Origin of the sequence: Nocardioides marinquilinus (assembly GCF_039543705.1) — a bacterium.
GTDB classification, from domain to species: Bacteria; Actinomycetota; Actinomycetes; order Propionibacteriales; family Nocardioidaceae; genus Nocardioides; species Nocardioides marinquilinus.
Window position 1 is genome coordinate 504,613 of record NZ_BAABKG010000003.1, and the last position, 26,420, is coordinate 531,032.

Annotated in this window: 25 protein-coding genes; 8 read left to right on the forward strand and 17 right to left on the reverse strand. The window is 74.5% G+C overall.

The genetic code is table 11. From position 1 onward, the window contains the following. The first annotated feature begins 71 nt into the window (after window positions 1-71). Window positions 72-992, forward strand: a complete 921-nt coding sequence (locus ABEA04_RS13510) for a LysR family transcriptional regulator (protein WP_345459268.1) — start codon at window positions 72-74, stop codon at window positions 990-992. Beyond that, on the forward strand, window positions 989-2,047 hold the full coding sequence (locus ABEA04_RS13515) for an NUDIX hydrolase (RefSeq protein WP_345459271.1): 1,059 nt from the start codon (window positions 989-991) through the stop codon (window positions 2,045-2,047). Before ABEA04_RS13510 ends, ABEA04_RS13515 begins: the two co-directional genes overlap by 4 nt. Here the strand turns inward: ABEA04_RS13515 and ABEA04_RS13520 are convergent. After that, window positions 2,020-2,805, reverse strand: a complete 786-nt coding sequence (locus tag ABEA04_RS13520) for an EI24 domain-containing protein (protein WP_345459274.1) — start codon at window positions 2,803-2,805, stop codon at window positions 2,020-2,022. The genes ABEA04_RS13515 and ABEA04_RS13520 overlap by 28 nt on opposite strands. Window positions 2,806-2,816: 11 nt before the next feature. Then, window positions 2,817-3,785: a tetratricopeptide repeat protein gene (locus tag ABEA04_RS13525; RefSeq protein WP_345459277.1), complete on the reverse strand. Its 969-nt coding sequence runs from the start codon at window positions 3,783-3,785 to the stop codon at window positions 2,817-2,819. Between the two features lie 513 nt (window positions 3,786-4,298). Here ABEA04_RS13525 and ABEA04_RS13530 point away from each other — a divergent pair. Further along, the gene (locus ABEA04_RS13530; protein WP_345459280.1) at window positions 4,299-5,573 is read left to right on the forward strand and encodes an endonuclease/exonuclease/phosphatase family protein; all 1,275 of its coding nucleotides are present in this window, start codon (window positions 4,299-4,301) and stop codon (window positions 5,571-5,573) included. A 163-nt stretch (window positions 5,574-5,736) separates the two neighbouring features. Here the strand turns inward: ABEA04_RS13530 and meaB are convergent, their stop codons facing one another. After that, window positions 5,737-6,699, reverse strand: coding sequence for a methylmalonyl Co-A mutase-associated GTPase MeaB (gene meaB, locus ABEA04_RS13535; protein WP_345459282.1), 963 nt, complete (start codon window positions 6,697-6,699; stop codon window positions 5,737-5,739). Beyond that, complete coding sequence (locus ABEA04_RS13540; RefSeq protein ID WP_345459285.1) at window positions 6,683-7,879, reverse strand: acetyl-CoA C-acetyltransferase; 1,197 nt, start codon at window positions 7,877-7,879, stop codon at window positions 6,683-6,685. The genes meaB and ABEA04_RS13540 overlap by 17 nt, the downstream gene beginning before the upstream one ends. A gap of 45 nt (window positions 7,880-7,924) precedes the next feature. Between ABEA04_RS13540 and mce the strand changes: the two genes are divergently transcribed. The 4 genes from mce (at window position 7,925) to ABEA04_RS13560 (ending at window position 10,945) form a co-directional block, all read left to right on the forward strand. Further along, window positions 7,925-8,365: a methylmalonyl-CoA epimerase gene (gene mce, locus ABEA04_RS13545; RefSeq protein ID WP_345459288.1), complete on the forward strand. Its 441-nt coding sequence runs from the start codon at window positions 7,925-7,927 to the stop codon at window positions 8,363-8,365. A gap of 173 nt (window positions 8,366-8,538) precedes the next feature. After that, window positions 8,539-9,357, forward strand: a complete 819-nt coding sequence (locus ABEA04_RS13550) for an aminoglycoside adenylyltransferase domain-containing protein (RefSeq protein WP_345459291.1) — start codon at window positions 8,539-8,541, stop codon at window positions 9,355-9,357. A 73-nt stretch (window positions 9,358-9,430) separates the two neighbouring features. After that, a complete protein-coding gene (locus ABEA04_RS13555; protein WP_345459294.1) occupies window positions 9,431-9,871 on the forward strand; it encodes an OsmC family peroxiredoxin in 441 nt (146 codons plus the stop codon). Between the two features lie 72 nt (window positions 9,872-9,943). Continuing rightward, window positions 9,944-10,945, forward strand: a complete 1,002-nt coding sequence (locus tag ABEA04_RS13560) for a YegS/Rv2252/BmrU family lipid kinase (protein WP_345459297.1) — start codon at window positions 9,944-9,946, stop codon at window positions 10,943-10,945. 102 nt (window positions 10,946-11,047) lie between these two features. On the opposite strand, the gene ABEA04_RS13565 is transcribed toward ABEA04_RS13560, so the two are convergent. Then, the gene (locus ABEA04_RS13565; protein ID WP_345459300.1) at window positions 11,048-12,241 is read right to left on the reverse strand and encodes an acyl-CoA dehydrogenase family protein; all 1,194 of its coding nucleotides are present in this window, start codon (window positions 12,239-12,241) and stop codon (window positions 11,048-11,050) included. A gap of 100 nt (window positions 12,242-12,341) precedes the next feature. On the opposite strand from ABEA04_RS13565, the gene ABEA04_RS13570 reads away from it, so the two are divergent. Next, a complete protein-coding gene (locus tag ABEA04_RS13570; RefSeq protein ID WP_345459303.1) occupies window positions 12,342-12,758 on the forward strand; it encodes an FAD synthase family protein in 417 nt (138 codons plus the stop codon). A gap of 15 nt (window positions 12,759-12,773) precedes the next feature. Here the strand turns inward: ABEA04_RS13570 and ABEA04_RS13575 are convergent, their stop codons facing one another. The 12 genes from ABEA04_RS13575 to ABEA04_RS13630 all read right to left on the reverse strand — a co-directional run bounded on the left by ABEA04_RS13575 (window position 12,774) and on the right by ABEA04_RS13630 (window position 26,319). After that, window positions 12,774-13,961: a hypothetical protein gene (locus tag ABEA04_RS13575; protein WP_345459306.1), complete on the reverse strand. Its 1,188-nt coding sequence runs from the start codon at window positions 13,959-13,961 to the stop codon at window positions 12,774-12,776. Beyond that, a complete protein-coding gene (locus ABEA04_RS13580) occupies window positions 13,958-15,010 on the reverse strand; it encodes a hypothetical protein (RefSeq protein WP_345459309.1) in 1,053 nt (350 codons plus the stop codon). Before ABEA04_RS13580 ends, ABEA04_RS13575 begins: the two co-directional genes overlap by 4 nt. Window positions 15,011-15,014: 4 nt before the next feature. After that, a complete protein-coding gene (locus ABEA04_RS13585; RefSeq protein WP_345459312.1) occupies window positions 15,015-16,160 on the reverse strand; it encodes a glycosyltransferase family 2 protein in 1,146 nt (381 codons plus the stop codon). Window positions 16,161-16,249: 89 nt separating this feature from the next. Then, on the reverse strand, window positions 16,250-17,287 hold the full coding sequence (locus ABEA04_RS13590) for an endonuclease/exonuclease/phosphatase family protein (protein ID WP_345459315.1): 1,038 nt from the start codon (window positions 17,285-17,287) through the stop codon (window positions 16,250-16,252). Between the two features lie 134 nt (window positions 17,288-17,421). After that, on the reverse strand, window positions 17,422-18,582 hold the full coding sequence (locus tag ABEA04_RS13595) for a hypothetical protein (protein ID WP_345459318.1): 1,161 nt from the start codon (window positions 18,580-18,582) through the stop codon (window positions 17,422-17,424). A gap of 68 nt (window positions 18,583-18,650) precedes the next feature. Then, the gene (locus tag ABEA04_RS13600; protein ID WP_345459321.1) at window positions 18,651-20,138 is read right to left on the reverse strand and encodes a phospholipase D-like domain-containing protein; all 1,488 of its coding nucleotides are present in this window, start codon (window positions 20,136-20,138) and stop codon (window positions 18,651-18,653) included. A gap of 17 nt (window positions 20,139-20,155) precedes the next feature. Next, complete coding sequence (locus tag ABEA04_RS13605) at window positions 20,156-21,214, reverse strand: hypothetical protein (RefSeq protein WP_345459324.1); 1,059 nt, start codon at window positions 21,212-21,214, stop codon at window positions 20,156-20,158. Window positions 21,215-21,221: 7 nt separating this feature from the next. Continuing rightward, on the reverse strand, window positions 21,222-21,455 hold the full coding sequence (locus ABEA04_RS13610; protein ID WP_345459327.1) for a DUF6752 domain-containing protein: 234 nt from the start codon (window positions 21,453-21,455) through the stop codon (window positions 21,222-21,224). Then, entirely contained in the window at window positions 21,443-23,029 is a 1,587-nt protein-coding gene (locus ABEA04_RS13615) for a methyltransferase domain-containing protein (RefSeq protein WP_345459330.1), read from the reverse strand. Before ABEA04_RS13615 ends, ABEA04_RS13610 begins: the two co-directional genes overlap by 13 nt. Before the next feature lie 67 nt (window positions 23,030-23,096). Next, the gene (locus ABEA04_RS13620) at window positions 23,097-24,335 is read right to left on the reverse strand and encodes a phospholipase D-like domain-containing protein (protein ID WP_345459333.1); all 1,239 of its coding nucleotides are present in this window, start codon (window positions 24,333-24,335) and stop codon (window positions 23,097-23,099) included. Window positions 24,336-24,475: 140 nt separating this feature from the next. Further along, entirely contained in the window at window positions 24,476-25,174 is a 699-nt protein-coding gene (locus ABEA04_RS13625) for a hypothetical protein (RefSeq protein ID WP_345459336.1), read from the reverse strand. Beyond that, the gene (locus tag ABEA04_RS13630) at window positions 25,171-26,319 is read right to left on the reverse strand and encodes an endonuclease/exonuclease/phosphatase family protein (protein ID WP_345459339.1); all 1,149 of its coding nucleotides are present in this window, start codon (window positions 26,317-26,319) and stop codon (window positions 25,171-25,173) included. Before ABEA04_RS13630 ends, ABEA04_RS13625 begins: the two co-directional genes overlap by 4 nt. Window positions 26,320-26,420 lie beyond the last annotated feature (101 nt).

Consider the following 26,420-nt stretch of genomic DNA (forward strand, 5'->3'; position numbering starts at 1 on the left):
GTCCACAGTCGCCGACGACGACCGTGCAGCACCAGCGATGGTCTCTGCCGGAATCGATGTAGCGTCGCTGCATGATCGACCTCCAGGCCGTGGTCGCGCTGCGCGCGGTCGACCAGCACGGCTCCGTGGTCTCCGCCGCCGAGGCGCTCGGGTTCACCCCCAGCGCGGTGAGCCAGCAGGTCAAGCGGCTCGAGCGGCAGACCGGGGTGGCGCTGCTCGAGCGGGTGGGACGCGGCGTCGTGCTCTCGATGCCGGGGCGGCTGCTCGTCGAGGCCGGCACCGCGGTGCTGCGCGACCTCGAGCAGGTGCAGGCCGACCTGCACCGCGCCGCCGGTGGTGTGGCCGGCCACCTGCGCCTCGGCGCGTTCTCGACCGCGATGCGCGGCCTGGTCGCGCCCGTGGCGCGCGAGCTGCTCGCCGCCCACCCCGACCTGACGCTGCGGCTGGTGGAGCGCGAGCCGTGGGACACCACCGCCGAGGTCGCCGCCGGGCGGCTCGACGTCGGCCTGGTGCACACCTGGGGCGACGTGCCGATCGACGTGCCCGACCACCTCGAGCGGGTCGCGGTCGGCGCCGACGTCGCCGACGTGGTCGTGCACCGCGACCACCGGCTCGCCGACCGTGAGCGCGTCACGCCCCACGACCTGGTCGACGAGGGCTGGGTCGCCACGCCCGAAGGCACCATCTGCCGCCAGTGGCTCGGCCGCATGTACGACGGCACCGGACGGCGTCCGCGCATCGCCCACGAGTCGATGGAGTTCGAGTCGCACCTCGCGCTCGTGGCGGCCGGCCTCGGCATCGCGCTGGTGCCGCGCCTCGGCCGTGCGCCGCTCGGCCCCGACCTGGTCGCCGTGCCCGCCGTCGAGCCCGTGCCGACGCGCTCGATCCTGGCCCTGCACCGCCGCAGCATGGCCGGCTCCCCCGCCGTCGCCGCGGTCGTGGCGGCGCTGCGGGCCGGGTGCTCCGAGGCCGTCGGTAGCCTGACGCGGTGACCGACGTACCGACCCTGACCGACGGCACGGTGGTCGTACGGGCGTGGCGCGACGGCGACGTCGAGCCCTCGGTGGCCGGCCAGGACGCCGAGGTCGACCACTGGTTCGGCCAGCCCGGCGGGCTGACGGTCGAGCACCAGCGCGAGGTGGTCGAGCGGTGGCGGGCCGAGGCCCGCGAGGGACGCCGGATCAGCTTCGTCGTGGCCCTGGCCGACGACGAGACGGTGCCGGTCGGCAACGTCGAGCTGCGCCGCATCGACGAGCACCAGGCCGAGCTGTCGTGGTGGCTCTACGCCGGCCAGCGCGGCCGCGGCAGCGCCACCCGGGCCGTGCGGGTCGTCGTCGACTGGGCTCTCACCGAGGCCGCGCAGGGCGGCGCCGGCTACTCCCGCGTGCAGGCCCGCGTCGAGCCCGAGAACCAGCGCTCGATGCGGGTGGCCACCCGCAGCGGCCTGCGCCGCGAGGGGGTGCAGCGCGTGGCGCTCGGCACCGGTGACCGCGCCGAGACCGAGGCGTACGTCGTCCTGGCGCGGTTGGCGAGCGACCCGCCGCTGAGCGAGCCCGGCGCCTTCCGGGCGCTGCTCAACTCTTTCCTGCCGCGCAAGCGCGCCATCGCGCAGATGCTCGTTCGTGACGAGTCGACGCCCGAACCGCGGGTCCTGCTCTGCGGCCTGACCTACAAGCAGGACTGGGACCTGCCCGGCGGCGTCGTCGAGGTCGGCGAGTCGCCGCACGTCGCCGTCGCCCGCGAGGTCACCGAGGAGCTCGCGCTCGACATCCCCGCCGGCCCGCTGCTGCTCACCGACTGGCTGCCGCCGTGGGGCGGGTGGGACGACGCGCTCTGCCTGGTCTTCGACGGCGGCACCCACCCCGCCGCCCTCCTCGAGCAGGTGGTGCCACAGGCCCGCGAGATCCGCGAGGCCGCCTTCCTCACCCTCGACGAGGTCGCCGAGCGGGCAGCCGACTTCACGACCCGCCGCGTCGCCGCGGCGCTCGCCCGGGTCGGTGCCGCCGGCGACGGGCCGGGCTACAGCGAGTCGGGCCGCCCCGTCTGAGGCTTGACGTCGTCCCAGCCCGGGGGCGGCGTGCCGTCGAGGATGTCGCGGGCCATCGCGGTGGCGCCGGCGACGGCGACCGGCATCACCAGCACGCCGCCGAGCGGCACCAGGAAGCAGAGCTGGGTGACCACGCCGTAGCCGTGGACGGCGCGGCGGTGGGGGTCGAGCAGCGCGCGCTGGGCGTGACGGTCGAGGTCGCGGCCCTCGAGGGGGCGTGAGAGCACCTCGCGGCCCAGCGCGCGGCCCGACAGCGTGACGCCGAGCAGCAGCCCGAGCACCGGGCCGATGACCGGCAGCAGCCCGCTCAGCAGCACGATGAGCGAGGTGAGGATGCCGAGCGCGGTGAGCTTGAGCCCGTCGACGGCCGAGCGCCAGAAGCCCAGGCCGTCACCGAGCTCGGTGGGCCCGAGCATGGCCTCGCACTCCCGCCAGATCTTCTCGTAGAACGGGTCCCCGACCGTGAGCGTGAGGGCGGTGAAGGTGGCGATCCAGAGCAGCACCGAGGCGACCACCAGCACGACGGCGGCACCGAGGCGGACGACGGCCCGCAGCGGCGTCCACCAGTCGTCGGCGAACGGGGTGACCCAGGCCGCGACGCCGCCGAGGTTCAGCAGCAGCAGCACGAACGCCGCGGCGAGCACGACGAAGACGACGAGCGCCGGCACCATGCCGAGCAGCAGCAGGCGCGGCCGCTGCCGCATCAGCTGCCAGCCGCGTCCGAGGTAGGACGCACCGTGGGCGTAGCCGCCGTCCACGCGCGGCCCGCTCAGAAGAGGGCGGACGCGAGGTTGCGGCGGCCGGCGAGCACGCGGGGGTCGTCGTTGCCGACGGCGGCGAACAGGCCGATGAGGTGCTCGCGCGCGGTGTCGCGCTCGGCGCCGGCGGTGCGGCGGACGAGCTCGACGAGGCGGTTGAAGGCGTCGTCGACGTGGCCGCCCAGGAGGTCGAGGTCGGCGACGAGGGTCTGGGCGTCGACGTCGTCGGGGTTCTCGGCGGCGGCGGCGCGCGCGGCGCCGAGGTCGGCGCCCCGGGTGCGCTGCAGCACCTTCGCCATCGCCAGCCCCGCGGCCGCCTCGGCGTCGGCGGGGTTGGCGTCGACGAGCCGCTGGTACTCCGCCACGGCGCCGTCGATGTCGTCGTTGGCGAGGGCGTCCTGGGCCGCGGCGTAGCGCGGGTCGGCGGCGGGCTCGTCGTCCTCGCCCTCGACGGGGGCGGCGGCCGACTGCGGCTGGTGGCGGCCGGTGACGCCCTGCGCGGTCAGCTGCTGGCCGAGCTGGTTGAGCAGGGTGCTCAGCTCGTCGGAGGGGACGACGCCCGGGATCGGCTGGGTGACCGGCCGGCCGTCGAGCAGCACCAGCAGCACCGGCACCTGCTGGATCTGCAGCGCCTGCCCGATCTGCGGCTCGGCGTCGAGGTCGACCAGCGCGGCCAGGAAGCGGCCCTCGTACTGGCCGGCCAGCGCGGCGACGTCGTCGGCGTACTGCACGCTCTCGGGCACGCGCGAGGTCGAGTAGACGACCAGCAGCACCGGCGCGGTCATCGACGACTCGACGACCTGCTGGAAGTTCTGCGTCGTCACGCTCACGGCGTACGACGACCCGCCCGCCGGCGCCGCTCCCCCGGACGCCCCGGGCGCCCCGGCCCCACCGCCCCCGGCCCCGGCCGGCGGCTGGGCCGGCCGCTTGAGCGACGACAGGTCGATGGCGCCACGACGGGTGAACGGCTGCTGCGACATGCCGTCGATCCTAGTGAGCACCGCGGAGCAGCGTGACCGCCCGCCCCGGCCTCGGAAGGCCAGCGGTCTCGAGGCTCGTCGCCAGGGCTCCTCGCACCTCGACCATCGTGGAGCCAACCCGACGATGGTCGAGGTGCGAGGCCGGCCACGGCCGAGCCTCGAGACCGCGCACGGACCACGCGAACGCCAGCGACGGAGAGCGCGGATCTCAGGGGCTCCTCGCACCTCGACCATCGTCGAGCCGACCTGACGATGGTCGAGGTGCGAGGCCGGCCACGGCCGAGCCTCGAGACCGCGCACGGACCACGCGAACGCCAGCGACGGAGAGCGCGGATCTCAGAGGCTCCTCGCACCTCGACCATCGTCGAGCCGACCTGACGATGGTCGAGGTGCGAGGCCGGCCACGGCCGAGCCTCGAGACCGCGTAGGGCTCACGCCCACGCATCCACACCCAGGCGAGCGTTCACCCGCCGTTGGTCGGCGGCGGGGGTCGTCCGTGGCAGGGTGGCGGGCATGTCGACGCTTTCTCGGGCGCGCCTGGTCGCCGTCCCCCTCGTCCTGCTCGGTGGCCTGCTGGCCGCACCGCTCACCACCCCGGCCGACGCGACGGCCCCCGCCGCGAAGGGTCCGGGACACGGGCCGGGCCACGGCCACGGCCACGGCCACGGCCACGGCACGGAGCAGGAGGTGCGGTTTCAGACGTTCAACGCCTCGCTCAACCGCGCCGCCGCGGGCGAGCTGGTCGCCGACCTGTCGACGCCCGACGACCCGCAGGCGGCGGCCGTGGCCGAGATCGTGCAGCGCACCCGTCCCGACGTGCTGCTGCTCAACGAGTTCGACTACGTGCCCGGCGGCGAGGCCGTCGACCTGTTCCGTGAGAACTACCTCGAGGTCGGCCACCACGGCGCCGCGCCCATCGAGTACCGCTACGCCTACGTGGCGCCGTCCAACACCGGCGTGCCCAGCGGCTACGACCTCGACAACAACGGCACGGTCGGCGGCGGCAACGACGCGTTCGGCTTCGGCGAGTTCGAGGGCCAGTACGGCATGGCCGTGCTCAGCCGCTTCCCGATCGAGACGAAGCAGGTGCGCACCTTCCAGAAGTTCCGCTGGACCGACATGCCCGGCAACCTCATCCCGCGCGACTTCTACTCGCCCGAGGAGCAGCGGGTGCTGCGCCTGTCGAGCAAGTCGCACTGGGACGTGCCGATCAAGGTCGGACGACGCACCGTCCACTTCCTCGTCTCGCACCCGACCCCGCCGACCTTCGACGGCCCCGAGGACCGCAACGGTCGCCGCAACCACGACGAGATCCGGTTCTGGGCCGACTACGTCTCCGGCGGCCGCGACGCCCGCTACGTCTACGACGACCGCGGCCGGCGCGGGGGCCTGCCCGGTGGCGCCTCGTTCGTGATCGCCGGCGACCAGAACGCCGACCCGCTCGACGGCGACTCGGTGGCCGCGGCGGTCGACCAGCTGCTCAAGCACCCCGACATCACCGACCCGCTGCCGACGTCCGACGGCGGCCCCGAGGCCTCGCAGCGGCAGGCCGGCGCCAACCTGACCCACCGCGGCGGCTCGGCCTACGACACCGCCGACTTCAACGACAACCCCGCCCCCGGCAACCTGCGCGCCGACTACGTGCTGCCCTCGCGTCGCGGACTCCGCGTCGAGAACGCCGGCGTCTTCTGGCCCACCCAAGCCGACCCGCTCTCGCGGCTAACCGGCACCTTCCCGTTCCCGTCGTCCGACCACCGCGCCGTCTGGGTCGACCTGCAGGTGCGCTGACGCGAGCCCTCAGCACCGCGTTTGTCCACCGCCCCGCGCGGCGCCATGCGACTGGCTCACCGTCCGGAGCTCTCACCCGCCCGTACACGGGCGGGGAAGAGCCCACAGCGGTGAGCCAGTCGGGTGGTGGCCCACCGTCCCCGGCCCGCCGGCGTCACAACCGTCAGGCGCCACCGGCAAGTCGGTCGGCAGCGGTGTAGGGGTCGAGCTCGCCGGCCACGACGGCGGCGGCGAGGGCGTCGAGGTCGCCGGCCGAGCCGCCGAGGCCGCCCCAGCGGGCTCGGAGGGTGGCGAGGGCGACGGCCTCGATCTCGGCACGGGCGCGGCGGGCGCGGCGGCGGGTGAGCGCGCCCGACTCCCCCACCCACGACCGGTGGTCGCCGATCGCCGCGACCACCTCGGGCACGCCGTCGCCGCTCTGGGCGGTGGTGCGCAGCACCGGCGGACGCCACGCGTCGTCGGGGCGCTGGGCCAGGGCGAGCATCGCGCGCAGCTCGCGGGCCACCTGGTCGGCGCCGTCGCGGTCGGCCTTGTTGACGACGTAGACGTCGCCCACCTCGAGGATGCCCGCCTTGGCCGCCTGGACGCCGTCCCCGAGCCCGGGCGCGAGCAGCACGACGGTCGAGTCGGCCAGGCCGGCCACCTCGACCTCGCTCTGCCCGACGCCGACGGTCTCGACGACGACCACGTCGAAGCCGGCGGCGTCGAGCACGCGCACCGCCTGCGGCGTCGACCACGCGAGCCCGCCGAGGTGCCCGCGGGCCGCCATCGAGCGGATGAAGACCCCGTCGTCGGTGGCGTGGTCGCCCATGCGCACCCGGTCGCCGAGCAGCGCGCCGCCCGAGAACGGCGACGACGGGTCGATCGCGAGCACGCCGACCCGCAGGCCGGCCTCGCGCCAGGCGCGCACCAGCGCACTGACCGACGTCGACTTGCCGACGCCGGGTGCGCCCGTCACGCCGACCACGTGGGCGCCGCCGGTGTGCGGCGCGAGCGCGGCGGCGACGTCCCGCAGCGCCGGCGACTCGTCCTCGACGAGCGAGATCAGCCGCGCGACCGCCCGGCGCTCGCCGTCGCGGGCCCGCGCGACGAGCCCGGGGACGTCGGCGTCAGGCCGTCGGGACACGCACGATCAGGGCGTCGCCCTGGCCGCCGCCACCACACAGCGCGGCCGCGCCGACGCCGCCACCGCGACGCTGCAGCTCGAGCGCGAGGTGCAGCACGATGCGGGCGCCCGACATGCCGACGGGGTGGCCGAGCGCGATGGCGCCGCCGTTGACGTTGACCTTCTCGGGGTCGAGGCCGAGCTCACGCGCGGAGTCGATGCCGACGGCGGCGAACGCCTCGTTGAACTCGACGAGGTCGAGGTCCTTCGGCTCGATGCCCTCCTTGGCGCAGGCCTTGGCGGTGGCGTTGGCCGGCTGCATCTGCAGCGTGGTGTCGGGGCCGGCGACCATGCCGTGGGCACCGATCTCGGCGAGCCAGGTGAGGCCGAGCTCCTCGGCCTTGGCCTTGCTCATCACCACGACCGCGCAGGCGCCGTCGGAGATCTGGGACGCCGAGCCGGCGGTGATGGTGCCGTCCTTGGCGAAGGCCGGGCGCAGGCCCGCGAGCGACTCGGCGGTGGTGTCGCCGCGCACGCCCTCGTCCTGGCTGACCACGACCGGGTCGCCCTTGCGCTGCGGGATCGAGACCGGCACGACCTCGTCGTCGAAGACGCCGTTCTTCCAGGCGGCGGCCGCGCGCTGGTGCGAGGCGGCGGCGAACTCGTCCTGCTCCTGGCGGGACAGCTGCGTGGTGCCGCTGTTGCGCTGCTCGGTGAGCGCGCCCATCGCCTGGCCGGTGGCCTGGTCCCACAGGGCGTCGTAGGCCATCGAGTCGACCAGCGTGGTGTCGCCGTACTTGAAGCCCTCGCGCGACTTCGGCAGCAGGTGCGGGGCGTTGGTCATCGACTCCATGCCGCCGGCCACGACGATCTCGGCCTCGCCGAGACGCACCATCTGGTCGGCGGTGGCGATGGCGTTCAGGCCCGAGAGGCACACCTTGTTGATGGTGATCGAGGGCACCGAGAGCGGCAGGCCGCCCGCGATGCCGGCGGCGCGGGCAGGGTTCTGCCCGGCGCCGGCGAGGATGACCTGGCCCATGATCAGGTAGTCGACCTGGTCGGCCCCGACGCCGGCCTTCTCGAGCGCACCCTGGATGGCGACGCCGCCGAGGTCGGCGGCCGACATGGTCTTCAGCCCCCCGAGCAGGCGGCCGATCGGGGTGCGTGCCCCCGCGACGATGACGGACGGGGAACCGGACATGGACTGCCTCCAAGGTCGAGCGGGGTCGCTTGCGACGATACCGACATGGACACCGCGCTGCCTGTGACGCTCTTCACGGCCATCGACCACGTGGGCATGGCCGTGCCCGACCTCGACGAGGCGATCGCCTTCTATCGCGACGTGCTCGGCATGACGCTCGCGCACGAGGAGGTCAACGAGGAGCAGGGGGTGCGCGAGGCGATGATGGCCGTCGGCGACTCCGGGTCGTGCGTGCAGCTGCTCGCCCCGCTCTCCCCCGAGTCGACCATCGCGAGGTTCATCGACCGCAACGGCCCGGGCTGCCAGCAGGTCGCCTACCGGGTCGACGACGTCGAGGCGGTCTCGGCGACGCTGCGCGAGCGCGGCCTGCGGCTGCTCTACGACGAGCCCCGGCGCGGCACCAGCGACTCGCGCATCAACTTCGTGCACCCCAAGGACGCCGGCGGGGTGCTGGTCGAGCTGGTCGAGCCGGCCGCCTCGCACTAGGACGTCGTCCCGGGGGGCCCTTCGACAGGCTCAGGGTCCGTGGGGTCGGGTCGGCGCGCTGCTCGACCATCGTGGGGCGGGTCCAACGATGGTCGAGGTGCGAGGAGCCCTGGCGACGAGCCTCGAGACCACGAGGCCCCCGGCCCTGAACGCCGACGCGGTTGGATGACGGCATGAGCACCCGGCCGGCCGACCTCGACGCCGTCCTCGCCACGCTGGTGGACGGCGTCCGCGACGTCCTCGGTGAGCGGCTGGCCGGCGTCCACCTGGTGGGGTCGTGGGCGCTGGGGTGCGCCGACGAGTGGAGCGACGTCGACGTCGTGGTCGTCACCGACGGCCGTGCCGACGAGACCCAGGTCGCGGGACTGACCGACCTGCACACCCGGCTGCACGGCCTCGGCGGCTGGGGCGCGCACCTCGAGGTCGGCTACGCCCCCTTGTCCGACCTGCGCAGCCCGATGACCCTCGGCCGCCGGTGGTGGTACGTCGACCACGGCTCGACCGTCGTCGAGGAGTCCGACCACGACAACACCGCCCACGCCCGGTGGGTGCTGCGCGAGCGAGGCGTCGCCCTGCACGGCCCGCCGGCGCGCGACGTCGTCGCCGAGGTGACGCCGGAGGCGCTGCGGGCCGAGGCGCTCGGCGACGCCCGCGCCCGCGCCGAGCGGCTCGAGGACGACCCGTCGGCCTACCAGGACGCCTGGTTCCAGCCGCACTGCGTGCTGACCTCCTGCCGCGTGCTGTTCACCGCGACCCGCGCCGAGGTCACCGGCAAGCTCGCCGCCGCCCGCTGGGCGCTCGAGACCCTCACCGGGCCCGACGTGCGCCACCGACCGCTGGTCGAGCGGGCGGTCGCCGACCGGCCGCACCCGTGGGAGCGGGTCGGACGGCCCGCCGACCCCGCGCTCGTCGCGCCCACCCGGGCGTTCGTGTGGGACGTCGTCCGCCTGGCCGGCACGGCCGCGCTCGAGGCCCGCCCGCCGGGCACCTGACACCCACCCCTTGGCACGCGGCGGCCGGGCTAGGTTCGACTTGCAAGCACCCACTCGACCCGAAGGAACCGACATGCCCACTCGCACCGCCCGCACCGCCTGGAACGGCACCCTGCAGGAGGGCTCCGGCCAGGTCGAGCTCAGCAGCTCGAAGGTCGGCACCTACGACGTCTCGTTCCCCAAGCGCGCGGCCGAGGACGCCGGCGGCACCACCTCGCCCGAGGAGCTCGTCGCCGCCGCCCACTCCTCCTGCTACGCCATGCAGCTCTCGGCCCTGATCGCGGGCGCCGGCGGCACCCCGCAGTCGCTCGAGGTCACCGCCGACGTCTCGCTCGGCGAGGACCCCGCCGGCGGCTTCCGCCTCACCGGCATCAAGCTCACCGTGCGCGGCGAGGTCGAGGGCCTCGACGAGGCCGGCTTCAAGGAGCAGGCCGAGGCCGCCAAGGCCGGCTGCCCGATCAGCAAGGCCCTCACCGGCGTCGACATCACCCTCGACGCCGCGCTGGAGGCCTGAGTCACACGGCCTGAACGGCGGATCCCAGGCTCCTCTCATCCGGTCCTCATCCAGCCCTCCTAGCCTCGCTGCATGACGACCGACACCGGGGAGACCCGCCTGCCGACCGCTCCGTCCGTCCCGCTGGCCGAGGTGGCGCTCGTCGTCAACGGCGCCTCCCGGCGCGGGCGGGCGGCGCTCGGCGCCGTCCACGAGCGGCTGCTGGCCGCCGGGGCCGGCACGGTCCGGTCGTTCCCGTCCGAGGACGGCGCGGGCCTCGGCGCCGCGCTCGACCGGGCCCTCGAGACCCAGCCCGACCTGCTCGTGGTGGGGGGCGGCGACGGCACCATCGGCGCGGCCGCGGGCCGCGTGGCGGGCACCGACACCGTGCTCGGGGTGCTGCCCCTCGGCACCGCCAACGACTTCGCCCGCACCCTCGAGATCCCCGCGGCCACCGGCCCGGCCGGGCTCGAGGCCGCCGTGGACGCCGTCGTGGCCGGCCGGGTCGTCGACGTCGACCTCGGGCGCGCCGGACCGCGCCCCTTCCTCAACGTGGCCTCGATGGGCCTCTCGGTCGCGGTGACCGCGCGGCTGACGCCCGGCATGAAACGACGCCTCGGCCCGCTGGCCTACCCGGCCGCGACCGCGCTCGCCTACCGCAACCACCAGCCGTTCTCGGCCCGCCTGGAGTTCCCCGACGGCGACCACCCGACGCTCGAGGTCAGTGACCTGCTGCAGGTCGCGGTCGGCAACGGCCGCCACTACGGCGGCGGCTACACCGTCGCGCCCGGCGCCGGCCTCGACGACGGCACCCTCGACGTGTACTGCATCGAGAAGGGCCGGGTGCGCGACCACGTCTCGATCGCGCGGCTGTTCAAGCACGGTGAGTTCGTCGAGCACGAGCGGGTGCACCACGCGGTGACCACCTCGGTGCGCGTGGTCACCTCGCCCTCGGTGCCGGTCAACCTCGACGGCGAGGTCGTCACCACCACCCGGCTGTCCTTCCGCCTCGAGCGCAACGCCCTCAACGTCGTCGTCCCGGCCGACAGCCGCGCCGCCCGCTGGGACGGCGACGTCCCGGACGACGTCGCCTGACCGCCGCGCCTCCGCACTGACTCACCCGTAGCCGCACTCACCCGCCCGAACACGGGCGGGTGAGTGGGTCCGACGGTGAGTCAGTGCGCGCGAGCGGGCGGCCTACAGCTTGTAGTCCTTCAGCAGCGACCGGCCGATGATCATCTTCTGGATCTCGCTGGTGCCCTCGCCGATGAGCATGAACGCGGCCTCGCGGTAGAGGCGCTCGATCTCGTACTCCTTGGAGTAGCCGTAGCCGCCGTGGATGCGGAACGAGGCCTCGACGACCTCGTTGCAGTACTCCGAGGCGAGGTACTTGGCCATGCCGGCCTCGACGTCGTTGCGCTCGCCGCGGTCCTTGATGCGCGCCGCGCGCACCATCATCGCGTGGGCGGTCTCGACCTTGGTGGCCATCTCGGCGAGGCGGAACAGCACCGACTGGTGCTCGACGATCGGCTTGCCGAAGGTCTCGCGCTGCTGGGCGTAGTCGATGCCGAGCTCGAAGGCGCGGTTGGCGATGCCGCAGGCGCGGGCGGCGACGTTGACGCGGCCGACCTCGACGCCGTCCATCATCTGGTAGAAGCCCTTGCCGGGCTCGCCGCCGAGCACCTGGTCGGCCCGCACCCGGTGGCCCTCGAGCACCATCTCGGTGGTCTCGACGCCCTTGTAGCCCATCTTGTCGAGCTTGCCGGGGATGGTCAGGCCGGGCGCGGTCTCGCCGAAGCCGGCCTCCTTCTCCAGCAGCAGGGTGGTCATGTTGCGGTAGACCGAGTCGGCGCCCTCGTCGGTGCGCACGAGCGTGGCCACCAGCGTCGAGGTGCCGCCGTTGGTCAGCCACATCTTCTGGCCGTCGACGGTGTAGCCGCCGTCGTCGGTGCGGGTGGCCTTGGTCTTGATGGCGCTGACGTCGGAGCCGAGGCCGGGCTCGGACATCGAGAACGCGCCGCGCACCTCGCCGGCCGCCATCGCCGGCAGGTACTTCCTCTTCTGCTCCTCCGTGCCGTGCTGCATCAGCATGTAGGCGACGATGAAGTGGGTGTTGATGACGCCGGAGACGCTCATCCAGCCGCGCGCGATCTCCTCCACGCACAGGGCGTAGGTCAGCAGCGACTCACCGAGGCCGTCGTACTCCTCGGGGATGGTCAGGCCGAAGACGCCGAGCTCCTTGAGGCCGTCGACGATCTCCTGCGGGTACTCGTCGGCGTGCTCGAGCTCGGTCGCCACGGGCAGGATCTGCTCGTCGACGAACGTGCGCACCGCCTTGAGGATCTCGGTCTGGTCGTCGGTGAGGCCCTCGGTCTGGCACAGGCGCGGCATCGGTATGGCTCTCCTCTTGGGCGGCGGCAGGACGGCGATCGGCGCGCCCGGGGGCACGCCGTGCACGACGCCGACGCGGCGTGCGGTTCAATCCTGCGACATGAGCAGCGAACCGAGCCCGCGGACCGTCGTGACCTTCGGCACGTTCGACGTCTTCCACTACGGTCACCTGCGCGTGCTGGAGCGCGCCGCCGAGCTCGGCGACCGGCTGCTGGTCGGCATCTCCTCCGACGAGCTGAACGCCAGCAAGAAGCAGCGGGCGCCGATCTACCCGCTGCAGGAGCGCATGGCCATCGTGGCCGGCCTCAAGGTCGTCGACGGCGTCTTCGTCGAGCACTCCCTCGACCTCAAGCGCGACTACCTGCGCGAGCACCACGCCGACGTCCTGGTGATGGGCGACGACTGGGAGGGTCGCTTCGACGAGTTCAACGACACCTGCGAGGTCGTCTACCTGCCGCGGACGCCGGCCATCTCGACCACCGAGCTGATCGAGCGCATCTCGTGGGGCAGCTCGTGAGGTCCTGACCGGCCGCTACCAGCGCCGGACGCCGTCCAGCCCCTCCTCGCGCAGCGCCTTGAGCCGCCACTTCAGGGCCGAGCCGACGCGGCGGGCCACCCGGCGCGCGTCCTCGGCGACCGGCGGCGGGACGGCGTGCGCGGCCAGCTCGTCCTCGAGCCGCACGCACTCCTCGATCAGGGCGGTGATGGCGACGACGGCGGCGTCGGCCACCTCGGCGTCGCGGCCGGTGTCGGGGTCGACCCACGGCAGCGCGTCGCTGCCGCGCAGGTCGGCCAGGTCGCCGTGCACGCGGTAGCCGCGGGCGTCGAGCTCGGCGATCCACGCCTCCTCGTGCTCGTGCACCCAGGCGGCGAGGTCGTCGGGCAGCCCGATGCGCGCCGACGACGGGACCCGGGCCAGCGTCTGGTGGGCCAGCAGCTCGCGGACGTAGTGGCGGTAGCGGGGCGGGGCGAGCCGCCCCTCGACGGCGGTGTTGATGCGCCGCAGCAGCGCGGTCTCGGCCACGCCGAGCGAGGGGTTGGGGCGGGCGACGTCGAGGTTGAGGTCGAGCTCGCTGAGGCCGAGCGCCTCGACGTAGCGGCCCCACAGCGCCAGCGGTCCCCCGCCGCGCCCGCGCGGCACGGTCACGACGTGCACCCGCTCGGGCGGCATCGCCTGGCCGCCGAGCGTCCAGCGGTCGAGGATGTCGGGCAGCTCCTGCACGCTCCAGAACCAGCGGCCGATGCCGCCGCGGCGCCGCGGGTCGCGGATCTGCCCGAGGAACGCCTCGTAGCCGAGCGTGCGACGGTGCTTGACGTTCTCCTGCCACTCCGCCGGCACCTGGCGGGTCAGGTCGCGGGCGGTGAGGACGACGTGCACCTCGGGCTCGACGCCGTCGACGGCGAACGACTCGAGCGCCCGGGCCACGTGGCTGCGCGAGGCGCGCGCGAGGATCTCGTGGCTGATCACGACGGTCTCGTCGCGGCCGGCGCGGCGGCGCACCACCCGCGCGACGTCGTCCCACGCCCCGACGGCCTCGTCCTCCAGGCCGCCCCAGTTCAGGCGCATCAGGTCGAGCGCGGCCAGGAAGTGGCTGTCGAACCGCTCGGCCGGGTAGACGACCCCGTGCTCCTGCAGGCGGGCGCGGTTCTCGAACAGCACGCTCTGCAGGAAGGTGGTGCCGGTCTTCGGCGTGCCCACGTGCACGACCACCTTGGTCACGCCGTGCCCTCCCTCTCTCCAGCCGACTGCCCGTCGCTCGCGCCGTCGAGCGCGAGCAGCGCCCGCGCCAGGGTGGCGAGCACCGGCCGCGGGCGCGGGTCCGAACCTATCCGCAGGGCGTCGGCGTCGAGGGCCAGGGCGGCGGGCGTGCCGTCGCGGACGTCGGTGCCCGGCAGGACGGCGGCCAGGTCGGCCCGGGCGCGGGGGCCGTGCTCGGCCAGCCACGCGGCCCCGACCTCGGTGGTCAGCCCGCGCAGCCCGGCGTCGTCCGCACCGCGCTCGAGCAGGGGCAGCAGCACGGTGGTCAGCAGCCGCCGGCGCCGGCGACGCGGCACGAGCACCCGCAGCGGCGAAGCGACCCGCCGCAGGGCCTCGACCTCCACGGGCGACAACGCGGGCGACCGCGCCGGGACGACGACCACCCGGCCGGCGCCCACCTCCGCCACGGCCTCGCCCACCAGCCGGGCGGCGTCGGCGGCCCGCGGCGGCCGCGACCGGCCCGCCAGTCGCTGCCACCAGGCCTCGAAGCCGAGCCGCGAGCCGTCGAGCGCCCGCGTGGTCCACAGGTGGTCGGCCATGGTGGCGGGGTCGGCCACCGCGACGACGACGGCGTCGGCGTCAGCACCCGCCGCCGCGCCGGCCCACAGCGCGGGCCGCAGCAGCGGCGGCGCCACCAGCCGGGCCGCGCCGGTGGGCACCCGGGCCGGACGACGCCCGGCCAGCGTCTCGGCCGTCACCCCCGCCAGCACCCCGAGCAGCTCGCGCACGGGCAGCCGCGCGGGGTCGTCGTCGCCGAGGACGTGCTCGACGGAGCCCCGGCCGGTGGGCACGGCCGTCAGCACCCGCTCGGCGAGCGCCGGCGAGACCGCGCCGCCCGCGTTGAGCCGGCGCAGCACCTCCAGCTGGGCCGCCCCGGGCAGCGCGCGGCCCCGCGCCGCGGCGTCGGCGCCGTCGTCGAGCCAGACGGGCCAGGGCGTCGTCGCGCCGTCGCGCAGCGCGGCCACCCAGCCCCAGGCGCGGGCGGGGTGCGGGTCGGTGGGCCGGGGCACGGGCCTACGGGGCCTGCTGGCGGCGTGCGCCGAGCCGTCGTCCGGCTGCACGCCGCGGCGCGGACCCGTCGGTGCCGGCCGTGCGTGCGACGGTGCGCATCACCCGCTCGGCCGGCCCGGCCGGCACGCCGGTGCGCTCGAGCAGGGTCTGCAGCACGTCGTAGCCGCCCGCGGGGTGGTCGAGGGTGAGGCTCTCGTGGTCGCACCCCGCCGCGGCGTCGAGCAGCGCGGCGAGGGCGCCCAGGTCGTCGGACGGCGGTGTCTCGGGCCGGTGCGTGCCGGCGTCGGGGTCGACGTGCTCGAGCAGGCCGAGGTCGTCGAGGGTCTCGAGGTCCTCGGCCGTCGTGAGGTCGTAGAGGCGGCGCAGGTAGCGCTCGCGGGTCTCGTCGGGCAGGTCCATCGTCGAGAGGGTGCGCAGCGCGCGGACGACGGGGATCCAGGTCTTGCGGTAGACCGCCCGCGAGCCCGAGCCGGCGAGGGTGCTCCACTTGCGGATGAACTCCTCGACGGTGGCGGCGTCGAGGTGCAGCATGCGCAGACCGGGATCGGTGTGGCCCTTGAGGAAGCGCCCGTTGCCGGCCTTGACGGTGTGCAGGCCGATGCGCACGTCGGTGCGCAGCCGCACCCCGCGCTTGCCGCGCACGTGGCCGTGGAAGTACGCCTTGTTCGACGGCTCGCCGATCAGGCCGAGCACCGTCAGCAGGTTGAGCTCGCCGTCGTCCAGCAGCCGCTTGTAGTGGGTGACCTCGCCCGGCCACGTCGCCCGCGAGACCGCCTCGAGCGGCTCGAGCTTGAAGGTGCGGACGTCGTCGGGCAGCCCGGCGACGACATCGCGGTCGAGCAGCGCCACCTCGTCGCCGTCGACGTGCACCAGCCACTCGGCCCAGCCGAACGGCGCGAGCGCGACCCGGGCCAGGTTGGCCGCCTGCCGCTGCCGCACGTTGAGGTCGTCGGAGCGGTCGGCGCCCCACCAGCCGCGGCCGGTGGGCACGTGGGTGACCGCCGGGTGGGCGTCGAGCACCGCCTCGGCGTCGGCCCCGGTCTGCTCGGTGAAGACCACGAGGTGGTCGACGCCGTGGCCGAGGTTGCGTGCGACGAACCTCTCCACGTTCGCCGCCGTGTCCTTGACGGTGCTGACGGCCACGATCATGGCGCGATCCAATCACGCCCCGCTCAGACGACCAGGGCCGGCCGCGGAGCACCCGCGACCGGCCCGGTGTCGTCGTCCCGACCCGGGTCTCAGCTGTCGACGGGCGGCTCGGGCACCGGCGTGCACACCGGCACCAGGCCGGGCGGCACGGTGGCCGTGGCCAGCACGAGCGGGTGGTCGGTGCTCTTGCGGATCTTGTAGCGCGCGTCGAGGCTGTAGTCGCTCCAGGCGGTCTCGGAGGAGCCGAAGATCCAGTCGACCGCCATGGGCTTGGTCGGCAGGCAGCGGCCGCCGGCGTTGGTGCCACCGCTGGCCGAGACGAGGTCGCTGTTGCGCGTGATGTCGCAGAACGCCTTCTCGCGGTCGTTGAAGTCGCCGGTCCAGAAGACCGGGAGGCCGCTGGTGACGCGCAGCCGGTTGACGAGGTCCATCTGCATCGAGCGGCCCTGCGCACGCCACCGGTCGGCGTTGCCGCGGGCGTTGGCCGGGTTCTGGAAGTTCATGAAGTAGGCCTGCTGGCCGGTCACGTTGTGCTGCAGCAGCACCACCGGCATCCGCAGCATGTCGCCCTTGAAGTAGGGCACCTTGATCCAGCTGGTGTCGACGAGCGTCCACGTGGCGGTGCGCCAAGCGATCGAGTTGCGCAGGAAGCTGCGGCCGCCGATGTTGCCGGGCCAGGTGGCGAACTGGCCGGCGGTGGCGGCGCGGAAGACGTCGTACTGCGGCTTCTGCAGCTCCTGGAAGCCGATCACGTCGACCTTCTCGGCGAGCAGGACGTCGAGCTGCATCCGCATCCGCTCGGGGCCCTGCCGCCAGCCCTTGCGGTTGCCGCCGGGCGCGGTGTGCCCGTGGCCGAGCACGTTGAGGGAGGCGATGCGGAAGGTGGTGCCCGGCTCGTCCTTGCGGGGTCCGGCCGCGAGGCTGCTGACGGTGCTGACGGTGCTGAGCGACGCCGAGACCACCGGCGCGTCGCCCGGCGGCGCCGGGGCGGCGCCGAGGGCCTGCAGGCCGAGGACGCCGGCGGCGGCGCCGGCCACGAAGACGGTCAGCGCGGTGACGCGCCGGCGCAGCACGCTCGAGACGGACGCACGCGCCGAGAGGGAGACGGGGTCGGGCATCTCGGACATCGGGGGGCTCCTCGGTCGGTCGGGGGGCGACCGCTGTCCCACCGGACGGGGGTCACACCTGCCCTATCGGTCCCAGGAGTGCTCAACTGAACCGCCGCGGCGAAAATCTCGCGGGGCGGCCGGGCGCCGGCGGCTCAGCGGCCGGCGCGGTAGGCGGGGTCGCGGGTGATGGCGACGCCGAGCATGGTGGCGAGCCCGGTCACGGCGCGGTCGAGGTCGTCGGGCGCCTCGGCCGGCAGGTCGGCCGGCAGCGCCAGCCCCTCCTCGGCGCACAGCTCGGCGCCGCCGCGCCAGGCGGTCTGCGCGGCCAGCCGCACCTCGTCGTCCGGCGGCAGGCCGGGCGACGTCCCGGGATCGAGCTCGACGTCGGCGGCCAGCCCGACCGGCAGGTCGGCCGGGTCGCCGACCAGCGTGGCCCACCGCCCGACGGCGTCGAGGGTGCGGGCGTTCAGCCCGACGGCGGCCTCGGCGGTGGCCCGGTCGGGTCGCGGCCGGGTCTGCCGGTCGCGCAGCGGCAGCAGGTGCCCGCGGGCGAGCCGGCGCATCACGCGCCGGTAGTCGCCCGCCTTGAGCCCGGCCAGGCCGGCGCCGTTGACGCGGCGCAGCAGCTCGCACGAGCCGTAGCCGAGCTGCGGGTTGCTGAACGGCGACTCCGGCGTCGTGGCGGCCGGGTCGACACCGAGGACGCCGAGCAGGCGCGTCCACAGCAGGTCGCGCGGCTGGTCGGACCCGGGGACGGTGACCACGCTGAACCGCTCGCGCGGCACCGCCTCGCCCCACGCCTCGACCATGCGCGGCAGGTCCTGGGTGCGCCGGAACGCCTTGACGCCCGGGCGCGACCCCGGGCGACCGCCCGCCCCGGCGAGCCGGGCGGCCTCCGCGAACTCCGGCCAGGCCAGGCTCGAGCGGTTGCGGGTGAGGCTCTGCCACTGCGAGGGCAGCGCGCCGACGGCGTCGCGGGCGGTCAGCACGACGTGCACGTCGAGCCCGGACGCCGACGCGACGACCTGGCGGGCGCGCGCACGCTCGGCGAAGCTGAGGAACTCCATGGAGACGACCGTGTGGGGCTCCGGGCGCTCGCGGGCCTCGGCCAGCAGCTTCTCCCAGCGCGGCGAGGTCGCCGACGGACGGCCGCGCAGGCCACGGCGTCCGCGTCCGGCGTCGTCGGTGAGCGCGAGCAGCTCACGGGTCGCCCGGACGACGCGACGCTGGTCGGGGGCCCACCACCCCTGCGAGGCGAGCGCCTCGCGGTTGACCTCGAGCAGGTTCTGCACGTAGGTCGTGCCGGTCTTCATCGCCCCGACGTGCAGGACGAGGCGCCGGCTGGCGGCCACGTCGAGGTGGCCGCCCCCGGCGCCGTCGGTCAGTCGTCCTCCCAGGTCGGCCCGTCGGTGCCCAGACCGTCGGGCAGGTTCAGCTCGACCTGACGGGTCTTGACCACGACGCGCTGGCCGTAGGTGCCGTCGGCGCGGCGGTAGCTCTCGGTGGTGCGGTAGGCCGCCGAGGTGGTCGTGTAGGCGTTGCGCGTGTGCTTGTTCCACATGAAGCGGAAGTTGTCCATGTACTGCGCGAAGACGCCCGGACCGCGGAAGCTGTAGATGATCTCGTCGCCCGAGGTGCCGCGCGAGCTCCAGTTCGAGGAGCCGGTGAAGATCGTCTTGCCGATGCGGCCGCCGTACATGCCGCCGATGAGCACGTACTTCTGGTGCGTGTAGCGGTTCACCTGGCCGTCGCCGTCGTAGTCGAAGCCGGCCGAGCGGAGCGGGACACGGCCACGGGCGGTGGCGGCGCCGAGCTTGCGCTTGGTCTTGGCGCCCATGAGGCCGTAGATGACGCGGACGTCGCAGCCGCGGGCCCACAGGTTGCGCCAGGCCTCGGCGAGGTAGTCACCGCGCGGGCCGCGCATGGCGTGCATCGACATGCGCACCACGGTGCGGCGCATCTTGCCGCCGGAGCGGTACTTGCAGTCGATCGGGTTCAGGATCGCCAGCGCCGCGTCGTTGCGCGGGGTGGCCTTGCGCGGGAAGACCCGCAGGAACTGGTTGCTGGCGGTGGGGCCGCAGCCGTCCTTGGTGCCGACGCAGTAGGTGCGGAACGGCTGGTCGGTGCTGTAGTCCTTGCGCATGTCGTCGAAGACCTCGCGCAGGTCGTCGTGCAGCTTGTCCTGGCGGGTCAGCGACAGCAGGTCGTTCCACTGCCACTTCACCGCGTTGAGGGTGAAGTTGACCGAGCCCATCATGACGACGTTCTTGATGCCACCGGTCTTGGTGAACAGGAAGAACTTCGAGTGCAGGTTGTCGCGGCTGGCGCGGCAGGAGGCCTTGCACTCGTAGGCGAAGTTGCGCTGCTTGGGGTTGCGGCCGATCTTGCGGTAGAGCCGGCGCTGCGCCCGGGTGACCTGGTGGTTGTTCATCAGGATCTGCACCCGCACGCCGCGCTTGCGCGCGTTGATCAGCGCGTCGGCGACCTCGTTGCGGTCGAAGGAGTAGACCGAGATGCGGATGGTCTCGCCCTTCGGCGTGTTGCGGATCGCCTTGATGAGGTAGTTCTGGATGGCGAAGCGCGCCGCCGGCTTCTTGGCCGCGTAGGGGTTGTTGAAGAACGCCCGCTTGTTGGCCGGGTGCCACCGCTTGCTCCACGGCTTGCGCTGCCGGTTGGCGCTGTTCTTGCGCTCGTTGCCGACCTTCTTGCCGTCACGATCGGCTGCCACCGCGGTGACGGTCGAGGAGACCGAGGAGACCGCTGACGACGAAGGGGCGGGGGACGCCTGCGCGCCCGTGGAGGCGGGCACCACGAGCAGGCTCGCGGTGAGCAGCCCGCCGACGGCGAGCGCGATGGTCCGGACCTTCATCAGTTGGAGCTCCCTGATCAGGTGGGGAAGTCGGATGCGGTACGAGACTGGGAAGTGGCACCGATGGGACCGCGACCCGAGTCGCGAACGGCGGCGAGCATAACAGCGACGAGCGCCCCGGAAGCATCGACGAGCTCCGCGTCGCCGACCTGTTCCGGCGTGCGCCGGGCGGGCATTTCGTCGGGCACCGAGAGCCGGCGGACGTCGCCGACCACGTCGAACGGCTGCTCGCGCAGCAGCCGGCGGGCCCGTCGTCCGCGCGTGCGGCACTGCTCGACCAGCTCGGCGGGCATGGTGAACGGCTCGCCGCCCTGCTCGGCCAGGAACCGCTCGGCCAGCTGCCCGCGGATCCAGGTGCCGCGGTCGGTGGGCGAGTGGAAGGCGTCGAGGTGCTCGTTGACGCGGCGCAGCAGCTCGACCTGCACGACGCCGAGCGAGGGGTTGGCCGCGCGGTCGGGCAGCGGCAGGTCGGGCCGGATGCCGACCGTGGCGGCGAAGTTGCGCCAGTGCTGCTCGGGCGGCTCGTCGCGGCCGGGCAGCACCAGCACGTGCACCTGCTCGGGCGGGACGACGGCGCTCCACCGCCGCAGGACGCCGTGCAGGTCCCAGGTGCGCCAGCTGAACTCGGGCGAGGCGGCGCGCGGGCGGCCGGCGTCGCGGGCGGCCACCGTGCTGCCGTTCTTGACCAGCTCCTGCCAACCGGCGGTGAGCATGGCGAGGGGGTCACGGGCGGTGACGACGACCTCGACGCGGGCGGGCGCGACCTGCTCGACGAGGCGGGCGACGTCGTCCTCGCCGGCGGCGCAGAAGAACTCGTGGGTGACGAGCGCGTCGCCGTCCCACCGGCGGATCTCGTCGGCCAGGCGGTCCCACGCCTTCGGCGCGTCGGGGTGCCGGCGCTTCAGGCCGCGGCGGCCCTGCGCGGCCAGCGCCGCCCAGAGGTGGTCGCGGTGACCGCGGCCGGGCACCAGCATGCCGTCGTCGAGCAGCCGGTCGCGGTGGGCCCACACGACCTGCTGCAGGTAGGTGGTGCCGGTCTTCGGCAGGCCGATGTGGAGGTGGAGCCGTCGGGCCACGTCGGGCTCAGACGCCCTCGTGGTAGCGGGCCAGCAGGGCCTGCAGCTTCTCCTCGTCGCGCTGGGCCAGCGGCACGAGCAGCTCGGTGACCAGGTCGGTGAGCTCGGCGACGCGCACGTTCAGGGCGCGCGCCTCCTGCATCTCCTCCTCGAGCTCGGCCACCCGACGACGCAGGTCGGCCGACGCCGCGTCGCCGGCGCGCCGCCGTACGGAGCCGGCCACGTCCTTCAGCTTTCCCATCGCACCACCATTCGACAGATCCGGGTGCGCCCGGCCCCCGGGCGTGAGGGGCGGCGGCGCGTCAGCACACGCTGCGCCACGATAGTGGCACCGCTGGCCTCGAGCTCGCGGGCCACCAGCGCGGGACGGCGGGGCCGCACCTTGTGCTTGCGGCCGTAGCGGCCGGAGGCGTCGCGGGCCAGGAACTCGAGGTAGAGGGTGCCGCCGTCGGCGAGCAGCAGCCGCGCGAGGCGGTAGAGCTCGTGACGGCCGGGGGTGCCGAGGGCGTCGACGAGGTGGCGGGCCAGCAGCACCCGCGGCCGCGGCTCGGCGGCCAGCAGCGCGGCGGTGGCCAGCGTGGAGCGCAGCGAGACCAGGTTGAGCTCGAGGAAGCGCACCGGCAGGCCCTCGCGCTCGGCGACCTCGCGGGCGGTGGCGTAGCCCTTCGGCACCAGGTCGAGGCCCACGGTGGGGACGCCGCGGCGGGCGAAGAACAGCGCGTCACCACCGGTGCCGCAGCCGAGGTCGACCACCTCGGCCGGCCCGGCCTCACGGCGCGCCACGAACCTGGCCAGCCCGGTGGGCTTCTCGGCCGGGCCGGGGCGCGAGGCGTAGCGGCGGTCCCACAGGGCGCGGCCGACGCGGATGCCGCGGAACCAGCCGTTGAACCGGCGGTGCGTCGAGCGGGGGGTGGTGAAGTGGAAGGCCGGGTCGGGCACGCGCCACGACGGGCCGTAGGTGATGGTGAGGAACCGGTCGGTGTCGGCCGGCACCGGGAAGCGGTGCCCCTCGAGGGTGGCCTCCCCCAGCGGCAGCACCCACTCGCGCCGGAACGGCTCGATGATCTCACCCATCAGGTGCAGCAGGCCCTCGCGCATGAAGCCGCCGAAGACGTCGAGCCCGCGCACGGTGCCGTCGCTCTCGGCCACCTCGACCTTGAAGGCGGCGGTGGAGTAGCGGGTGACGGTGTGGCCGCGGTCGGTCAGCGCGCGCTGCAGCCGGAACGACTCGCGGGCGACGTCGACGGGGTGGTCGTGGTCGCTGACGTAGCCGAGGTCGGCGTCGGCGTCGTGCCCGATGAGGGCGCCGTTGCGCACCGCGCCCAGCAGGGTGCCGTAGGCCAGGAAGGCGTGGACGCCGGCCTCGGCGAGGATGCCGAGCACCTCACCGATGGCGTGCATGAGGGGCTCGACCTCGGCGGCGGACTTCGCCTCGAAGGCCACCACCCGGCGCAGCGAGCGGTCGAGGGTGATCGGCCGGCCGTCCGGCGTCGCGATCTCGATCGGGCCCTCGCCCGAGCCGAGCGGGACGTCGTCCTCGAACAGCGGCGGGCCGCTGCCGTCGTGCACGTGCACCGACATACGCGCGGTGCCGTCGAGGAAGCCGCGCAGCGTCTTGGGCCACTCCACCAGCCGCAGGCCGCGGGCACCGGGCACCGGGGTGCCGTCGCGGTGCAGCCAGAACGACCACACCCGGCGGCCGTCGACGTGCAGGTCGAGGATCACCTCGCGGCGGGCGCGGGCGCGCACCCCGTCGCCGTCGACGGTGACGTCGCGCACCTGCGGGCTGCGACCGCCGCCGAGGCGTCGGTTCACGCGGTTCTCCTCATCAAGTCGGCCGGCCCGGAACGGGCGGCAGCCACCCTACTGCGGCCCCGACGGCTCAGCCGCGCCGCCACATGCGGAAGAAGCCGCGCACGTACTGGCGTCCGACCTCCTGGTCGTCGATGCGCACCACGAGGTCGTCGCGCTTGGCCGCGCGCGTCGTCCAGTTCTGGCTGCCGGTCCACACGCGGATGGTGTCGGGACGACGTCCGACGTGGCCGTGGGCGATCAGCAGCTTCTGGTGGGTACGGACGCCGCGGTGGGTGCCGGGCCGCAGCACCGCGCCGCCGTCGGTGAGGATGCGGCGCACCGCCGGGCCGACGCCCTGGCCGTAGAAGACCCGGGCGGTGCAGCCCGAGCGCACCATCTGCGCGACCCGGCGGGCGAGCCGCTTGCCGCGGGCGCCGTTCCACGCGTGCTGGGCGAGCAGCAGGTTGGTCGGGACCTGCGTGTCGGGCCGCGGGGCGTCGGGGTCGATCGCCCCGGCGCGGGTCAGGCAGGTGACGCTGTCGAGGGCGTCGTCGAGCGGGTCGCGGTGGCGGGCGAGGTCGACCGGCGTGATCATCACGCGGTGCGAGCCGATCTCGCGGTTCACGTAGGGGTCGCGCAGGGGTCGGTCGCGCTTGGCCTGGGCGAACCAGGCGCCGAAGGTGTCGTAGTAGCGCTTGTCGCCGACCCGCACGTAGAGGTCGCTCCACTGGTCGTGGGAGTTGTGCCGGGTGATGTTGTTCGAGCCGACCATCGTCACCGCCCGGGCCTCGCCGACGCGGGAGAAGCTGAAGAACTTCGCGTGCATCTGGCCGCGCTCGCCGCGGCAGCTGCTGTCGCAGAGCACGGCGAAGGAGTCGCGGCGGGGGTTCTTGCCCAGCGCCCGCTGCAGGCGGGTCATCGGCTTGTAGACCTCGTCGCCGGCGAAGACGAGCTTCACCTCCACGCCGCGGCGGTCGGCCCGCAGCAGCGCGTCGGCCATCGGCCGGTCGGCGAAGGACAGCACGGCGAAGCGGATGACGGCGCCCGCCGGCGTGGCGTCGATGGAGCGGATGAGGTGCTCGAAGATGCGGCGCTTGGCCCGCTCCTTGCCGAGCGGGTCGTTGAACCAGACCCGGGTGACCGGGGTGTAGGGCCGGCCCGGCTCCGCGCTCGCGGCGACGGGCGCGACGTACGCAATGGGCGCGGCGGGCGCGGTGGCCGGGCTCGCGCCGGACGGCGCGGGGGCGAGCGCGGCGAGCACGCCGGCGACGAGGGCGAGGACCAGCAGGGCGGTGCGCACGCGGGGTGCGGGGGTCGAGGGGCGCATGGGAGCACGACTCCTTCGTCCGGGGGCGTTCGGAGGGCGGTCCCTATGGTCACACGAGTCACACGCGTCTCGGCAACACCACGGGACGCCGCGCCGGGGCGCCGGCCCGCCGGCTCGCCGTCCGTGACCGGCGGACGGCGTCAGCCGAGCTCGGTGGGCCCGGTGGGCTCGTAGGTGAGCAGCGTGCGCACGACCGCGAGCACAGTGGCCTGGTCGGGGCCGGTGGCGACGACACCGCCGTCGGGCAGGTCGGTGGCGAGCACCGCCCCCTCGGCGCCGGCGTAGCGCTGCCAGGTGCCGAGCCCGAACGGCTCGAGGTCGGTGGTGCCCTTCGGCCTCGAGCCGGCGGCGAAGCGCTCGACCAGCGCGTCGGCCGCGCCGGCGTCCTGCCGGACGACGACCTCGCCGGTCTCGGTGGTGACGGTCAGCTGCCAGAGCCCGTCGGTGAAGTCGGCGGCGGTGACCACCCCGACGCGGTCGCCGAACGCGTCGGGCACGAGGGCGGGCACGCCGGCCTTCACGGCCTGCTTGGCCGCCTTGGCGAAGCCGACCTCGGGCGGCAGCGACGGGGCCGGCTGCTCGGTGGTGGCGTCGCTGGTGGGCGTCTCGCTCGTGGGGTCGCTCGCACCGGACGCCGCGGACGAGGCCGCGGGCTGCGTCGGCGCGGGCTCGTCGCTCGAGGCGGGCTTGGCGTCGGCGCCGCCTCGCAGCGAGAGCCAGGCCACCAGGGCGGCGACCAGCAGGACGGCGGCGACGCCGGCGACGATCGGGCCCGCTCCCCCGGCCCGGCGCGTGGGCTCGGTGCCCTCGGTCGGCTGCGACGGCTCGGGGGTGCTCACGAGGCGGAGTCGCTGTCGAGCGGCGGCGGGATGAAGGCGTCGGCAACGATCATCGGGTGGTCGGTGGTGCGGTCGATGAGACCGTCGATCACCCGGATGTGCTGGGTGAACTGGATCGGCGGCGAGCCGAAGATCCAGTCGACGTCCATCTTCGCCGGCGGGGCGCAGCCGCCGTCGGCGCTGCCACCCTGCGAGGCCTCGAGCGCGGTGTTGGCCACGATCGGGCAGAAGTACTGCTCGCGGTCGTTGAAGTCGCCGGTGAAGACGACCGGCGTGCCGTCGGCGCCCAGGTTGTTGGCCAGCTGGATCTGGATGGCGGTGGCGGCTTTGCGCCACCGCTGGGCCGGGCCGTGGGCGTCGGCGGGGTTGTGGAAGTTGGCGAACCAGACCTGCTGGCCGCTGGCGAGGTTGCGCAGCAGCACGTAGGGCATGGCGCGACGGTTGCCGCCGAAGTAGGGGATCTGCACCGTCGAGCCCTCGACGAGCTCCCACACCCGGGTGTCCCAGATGATCGAGTTGGCCATCACCTCACGGCCGAAGCCCGGGCCGTAGTGGCCCCAGTTGGGCAGCCGGTTGGCGAGCACGCCCCACTGCGGGGCCTGCAGCTCCTGCAGGCCGGCGACGTCGACGTCCCACGAGGCGATCAGCTGCGCCACGAAGCCGGCGCGGGTGGGGCCGGAGGGGTAGCGACGCGCCCGGGGTCCGCTGACGGTGTGGGAGTGGCCGAGGATGTTGAGCGAGGTCACGCGGAACTCGGTCGGCGAGGGCGGCGGCACCTCGGCGAGGTCCTCGACGCGGTCGGCGAGGCTGCGGTCGCTGCCGACCTTCTGGCCGTCGGTGCCGTCGGAGGTGCGAGGCGCGCTCGGCTCGTCGGTGCGCTCGGTGCGCTGGGGGCGCTGCGTGGGGGCGCTGGTCTGCGGCGCTGACGGCGTGGGGCTCGGCGTGCTCGACGTCGACGGGCTCGTGGGCGGGTCGGAGACCGCGGTGCTCGCCGCGGCGTCGGAGACGTCGTCGGTGGTGGAACCGCCGGCGTTGGCGCGTTGGCCGAGGACGGCGAACAGGGCCACCACCACGACGAGCGCGACGCCGACCGAGACGGTGCCGACGAGGGTCGCGCGCGGCGTGTCGAGCGCGTGCTTGCCCATGCACCGTCCTCCCGTCGCGAATCGGTCCGGTGGCAGATTGTAGTCGCTCCGGCACGGGCCCACGACTCCCCGGCGCCGACCGTCGGGCGGGCGGCGGGGAG

Excerpts from the sequence above, each read along its gene's own strand:
- ABEA04_RS13510 (WP_345459268.1), top strand. The coding sequence starts at position 72 with ATGATCGACCTCCAGGCCGTGGTCGCGCTGCGCGCGGTCGACCAGCAC.
- ABEA04_RS13525 (WP_345459277.1), bottom strand. The coding sequence starts at position 3,785 with ATGTCGCAGCAGCCGTTCACCCGTCGTGGCGCCATCGACCTGTCGTCG.
- ABEA04_RS13530 (WP_345459280.1), top strand. The coding sequence starts at position 4,299 with ATGTCGACGCTTTCTCGGGCGCGCCTGGTCGCCGTCCCCCTCGTCCTG.
- ABEA04_RS13540 (WP_345459285.1), bottom strand. The coding sequence starts at position 7,879 with ATGTCCGGTTCCCCGTCCGTCATCGTCGCGGGGGCACGCACCCCGATC.
- mce (WP_345459288.1), top strand. The coding sequence starts at position 7,925 with ATGGACACCGCGCTGCCTGTGACGCTCTTCACGGCCATCGACCACGTG.
- ABEA04_RS13550 (WP_345459291.1), top strand. The coding sequence starts at position 8,539 with ATGAGCACCCGGCCGGCCGACCTCGACGCCGTCCTCGCCACGCTGGTG.
- ABEA04_RS13555 (WP_345459294.1), top strand. The coding sequence starts at position 9,431 with ATGCCCACTCGCACCGCCCGCACCGCCTGGAACGGCACCCTGCAGGAG.
- ABEA04_RS13560 (WP_345459297.1), top strand. The coding sequence starts at position 9,944 with ATGACGACCGACACCGGGGAGACCCGCCTGCCGACCGCTCCGTCCGTC.
- ABEA04_RS13565 (WP_345459300.1), bottom strand. The coding sequence starts at position 12,241 with ATGCCGCGCCTGTGCCAGACCGAGGGCCTCACCGACGACCAGACCGAG.
- ABEA04_RS13570 (WP_345459303.1), top strand. The coding sequence starts at position 12,342 with ATGAGCAGCGAACCGAGCCCGCGGACCGTCGTGACCTTCGGCACGTTC.
- ABEA04_RS13585 (WP_345459312.1), bottom strand. The coding sequence starts at position 16,160 with ATGATCGTGGCCGTCAGCACCGTCAAGGACACGGCGGCGAACGTGGAG.
- ABEA04_RS13590 (WP_345459315.1), bottom strand. The coding sequence starts at position 17,287 with ATGTCCGAGATGCCCGACCCCGTCTCCCTCTCGGCGCGTGCGTCCGTC.
- ABEA04_RS13595 (WP_345459318.1), bottom strand. The coding sequence starts at position 18,582 with ATGAAGACCGGCACGACCTACGTGCAGAACCTGCTCGAGGTCAACCGC.
- ABEA04_RS13600 (WP_345459321.1), bottom strand. The coding sequence starts at position 20,138 with ATGAAGGTCCGGACCATCGCGCTCGCCGTCGGCGGGCTGCTCACCGCG.
- ABEA04_RS13610 (WP_345459327.1), bottom strand. The coding sequence starts at position 21,455 with ATGGGAAAGCTGAAGGACGTGGCCGGCTCCGTACGGCGGCGCGCCGGC.
- ABEA04_RS13620 (WP_345459333.1), bottom strand. The coding sequence starts at position 24,335 with ATGCGCCCCTCGACCCCCGCACCCCGCGTGCGCACCGCCCTGCTGGTC.
- ABEA04_RS13630 (WP_345459339.1), bottom strand. The coding sequence starts at position 26,319 with ATGGGCAAGCACGCGCTCGACACGCCGCGCGCGACCCTCGTCGGCACC.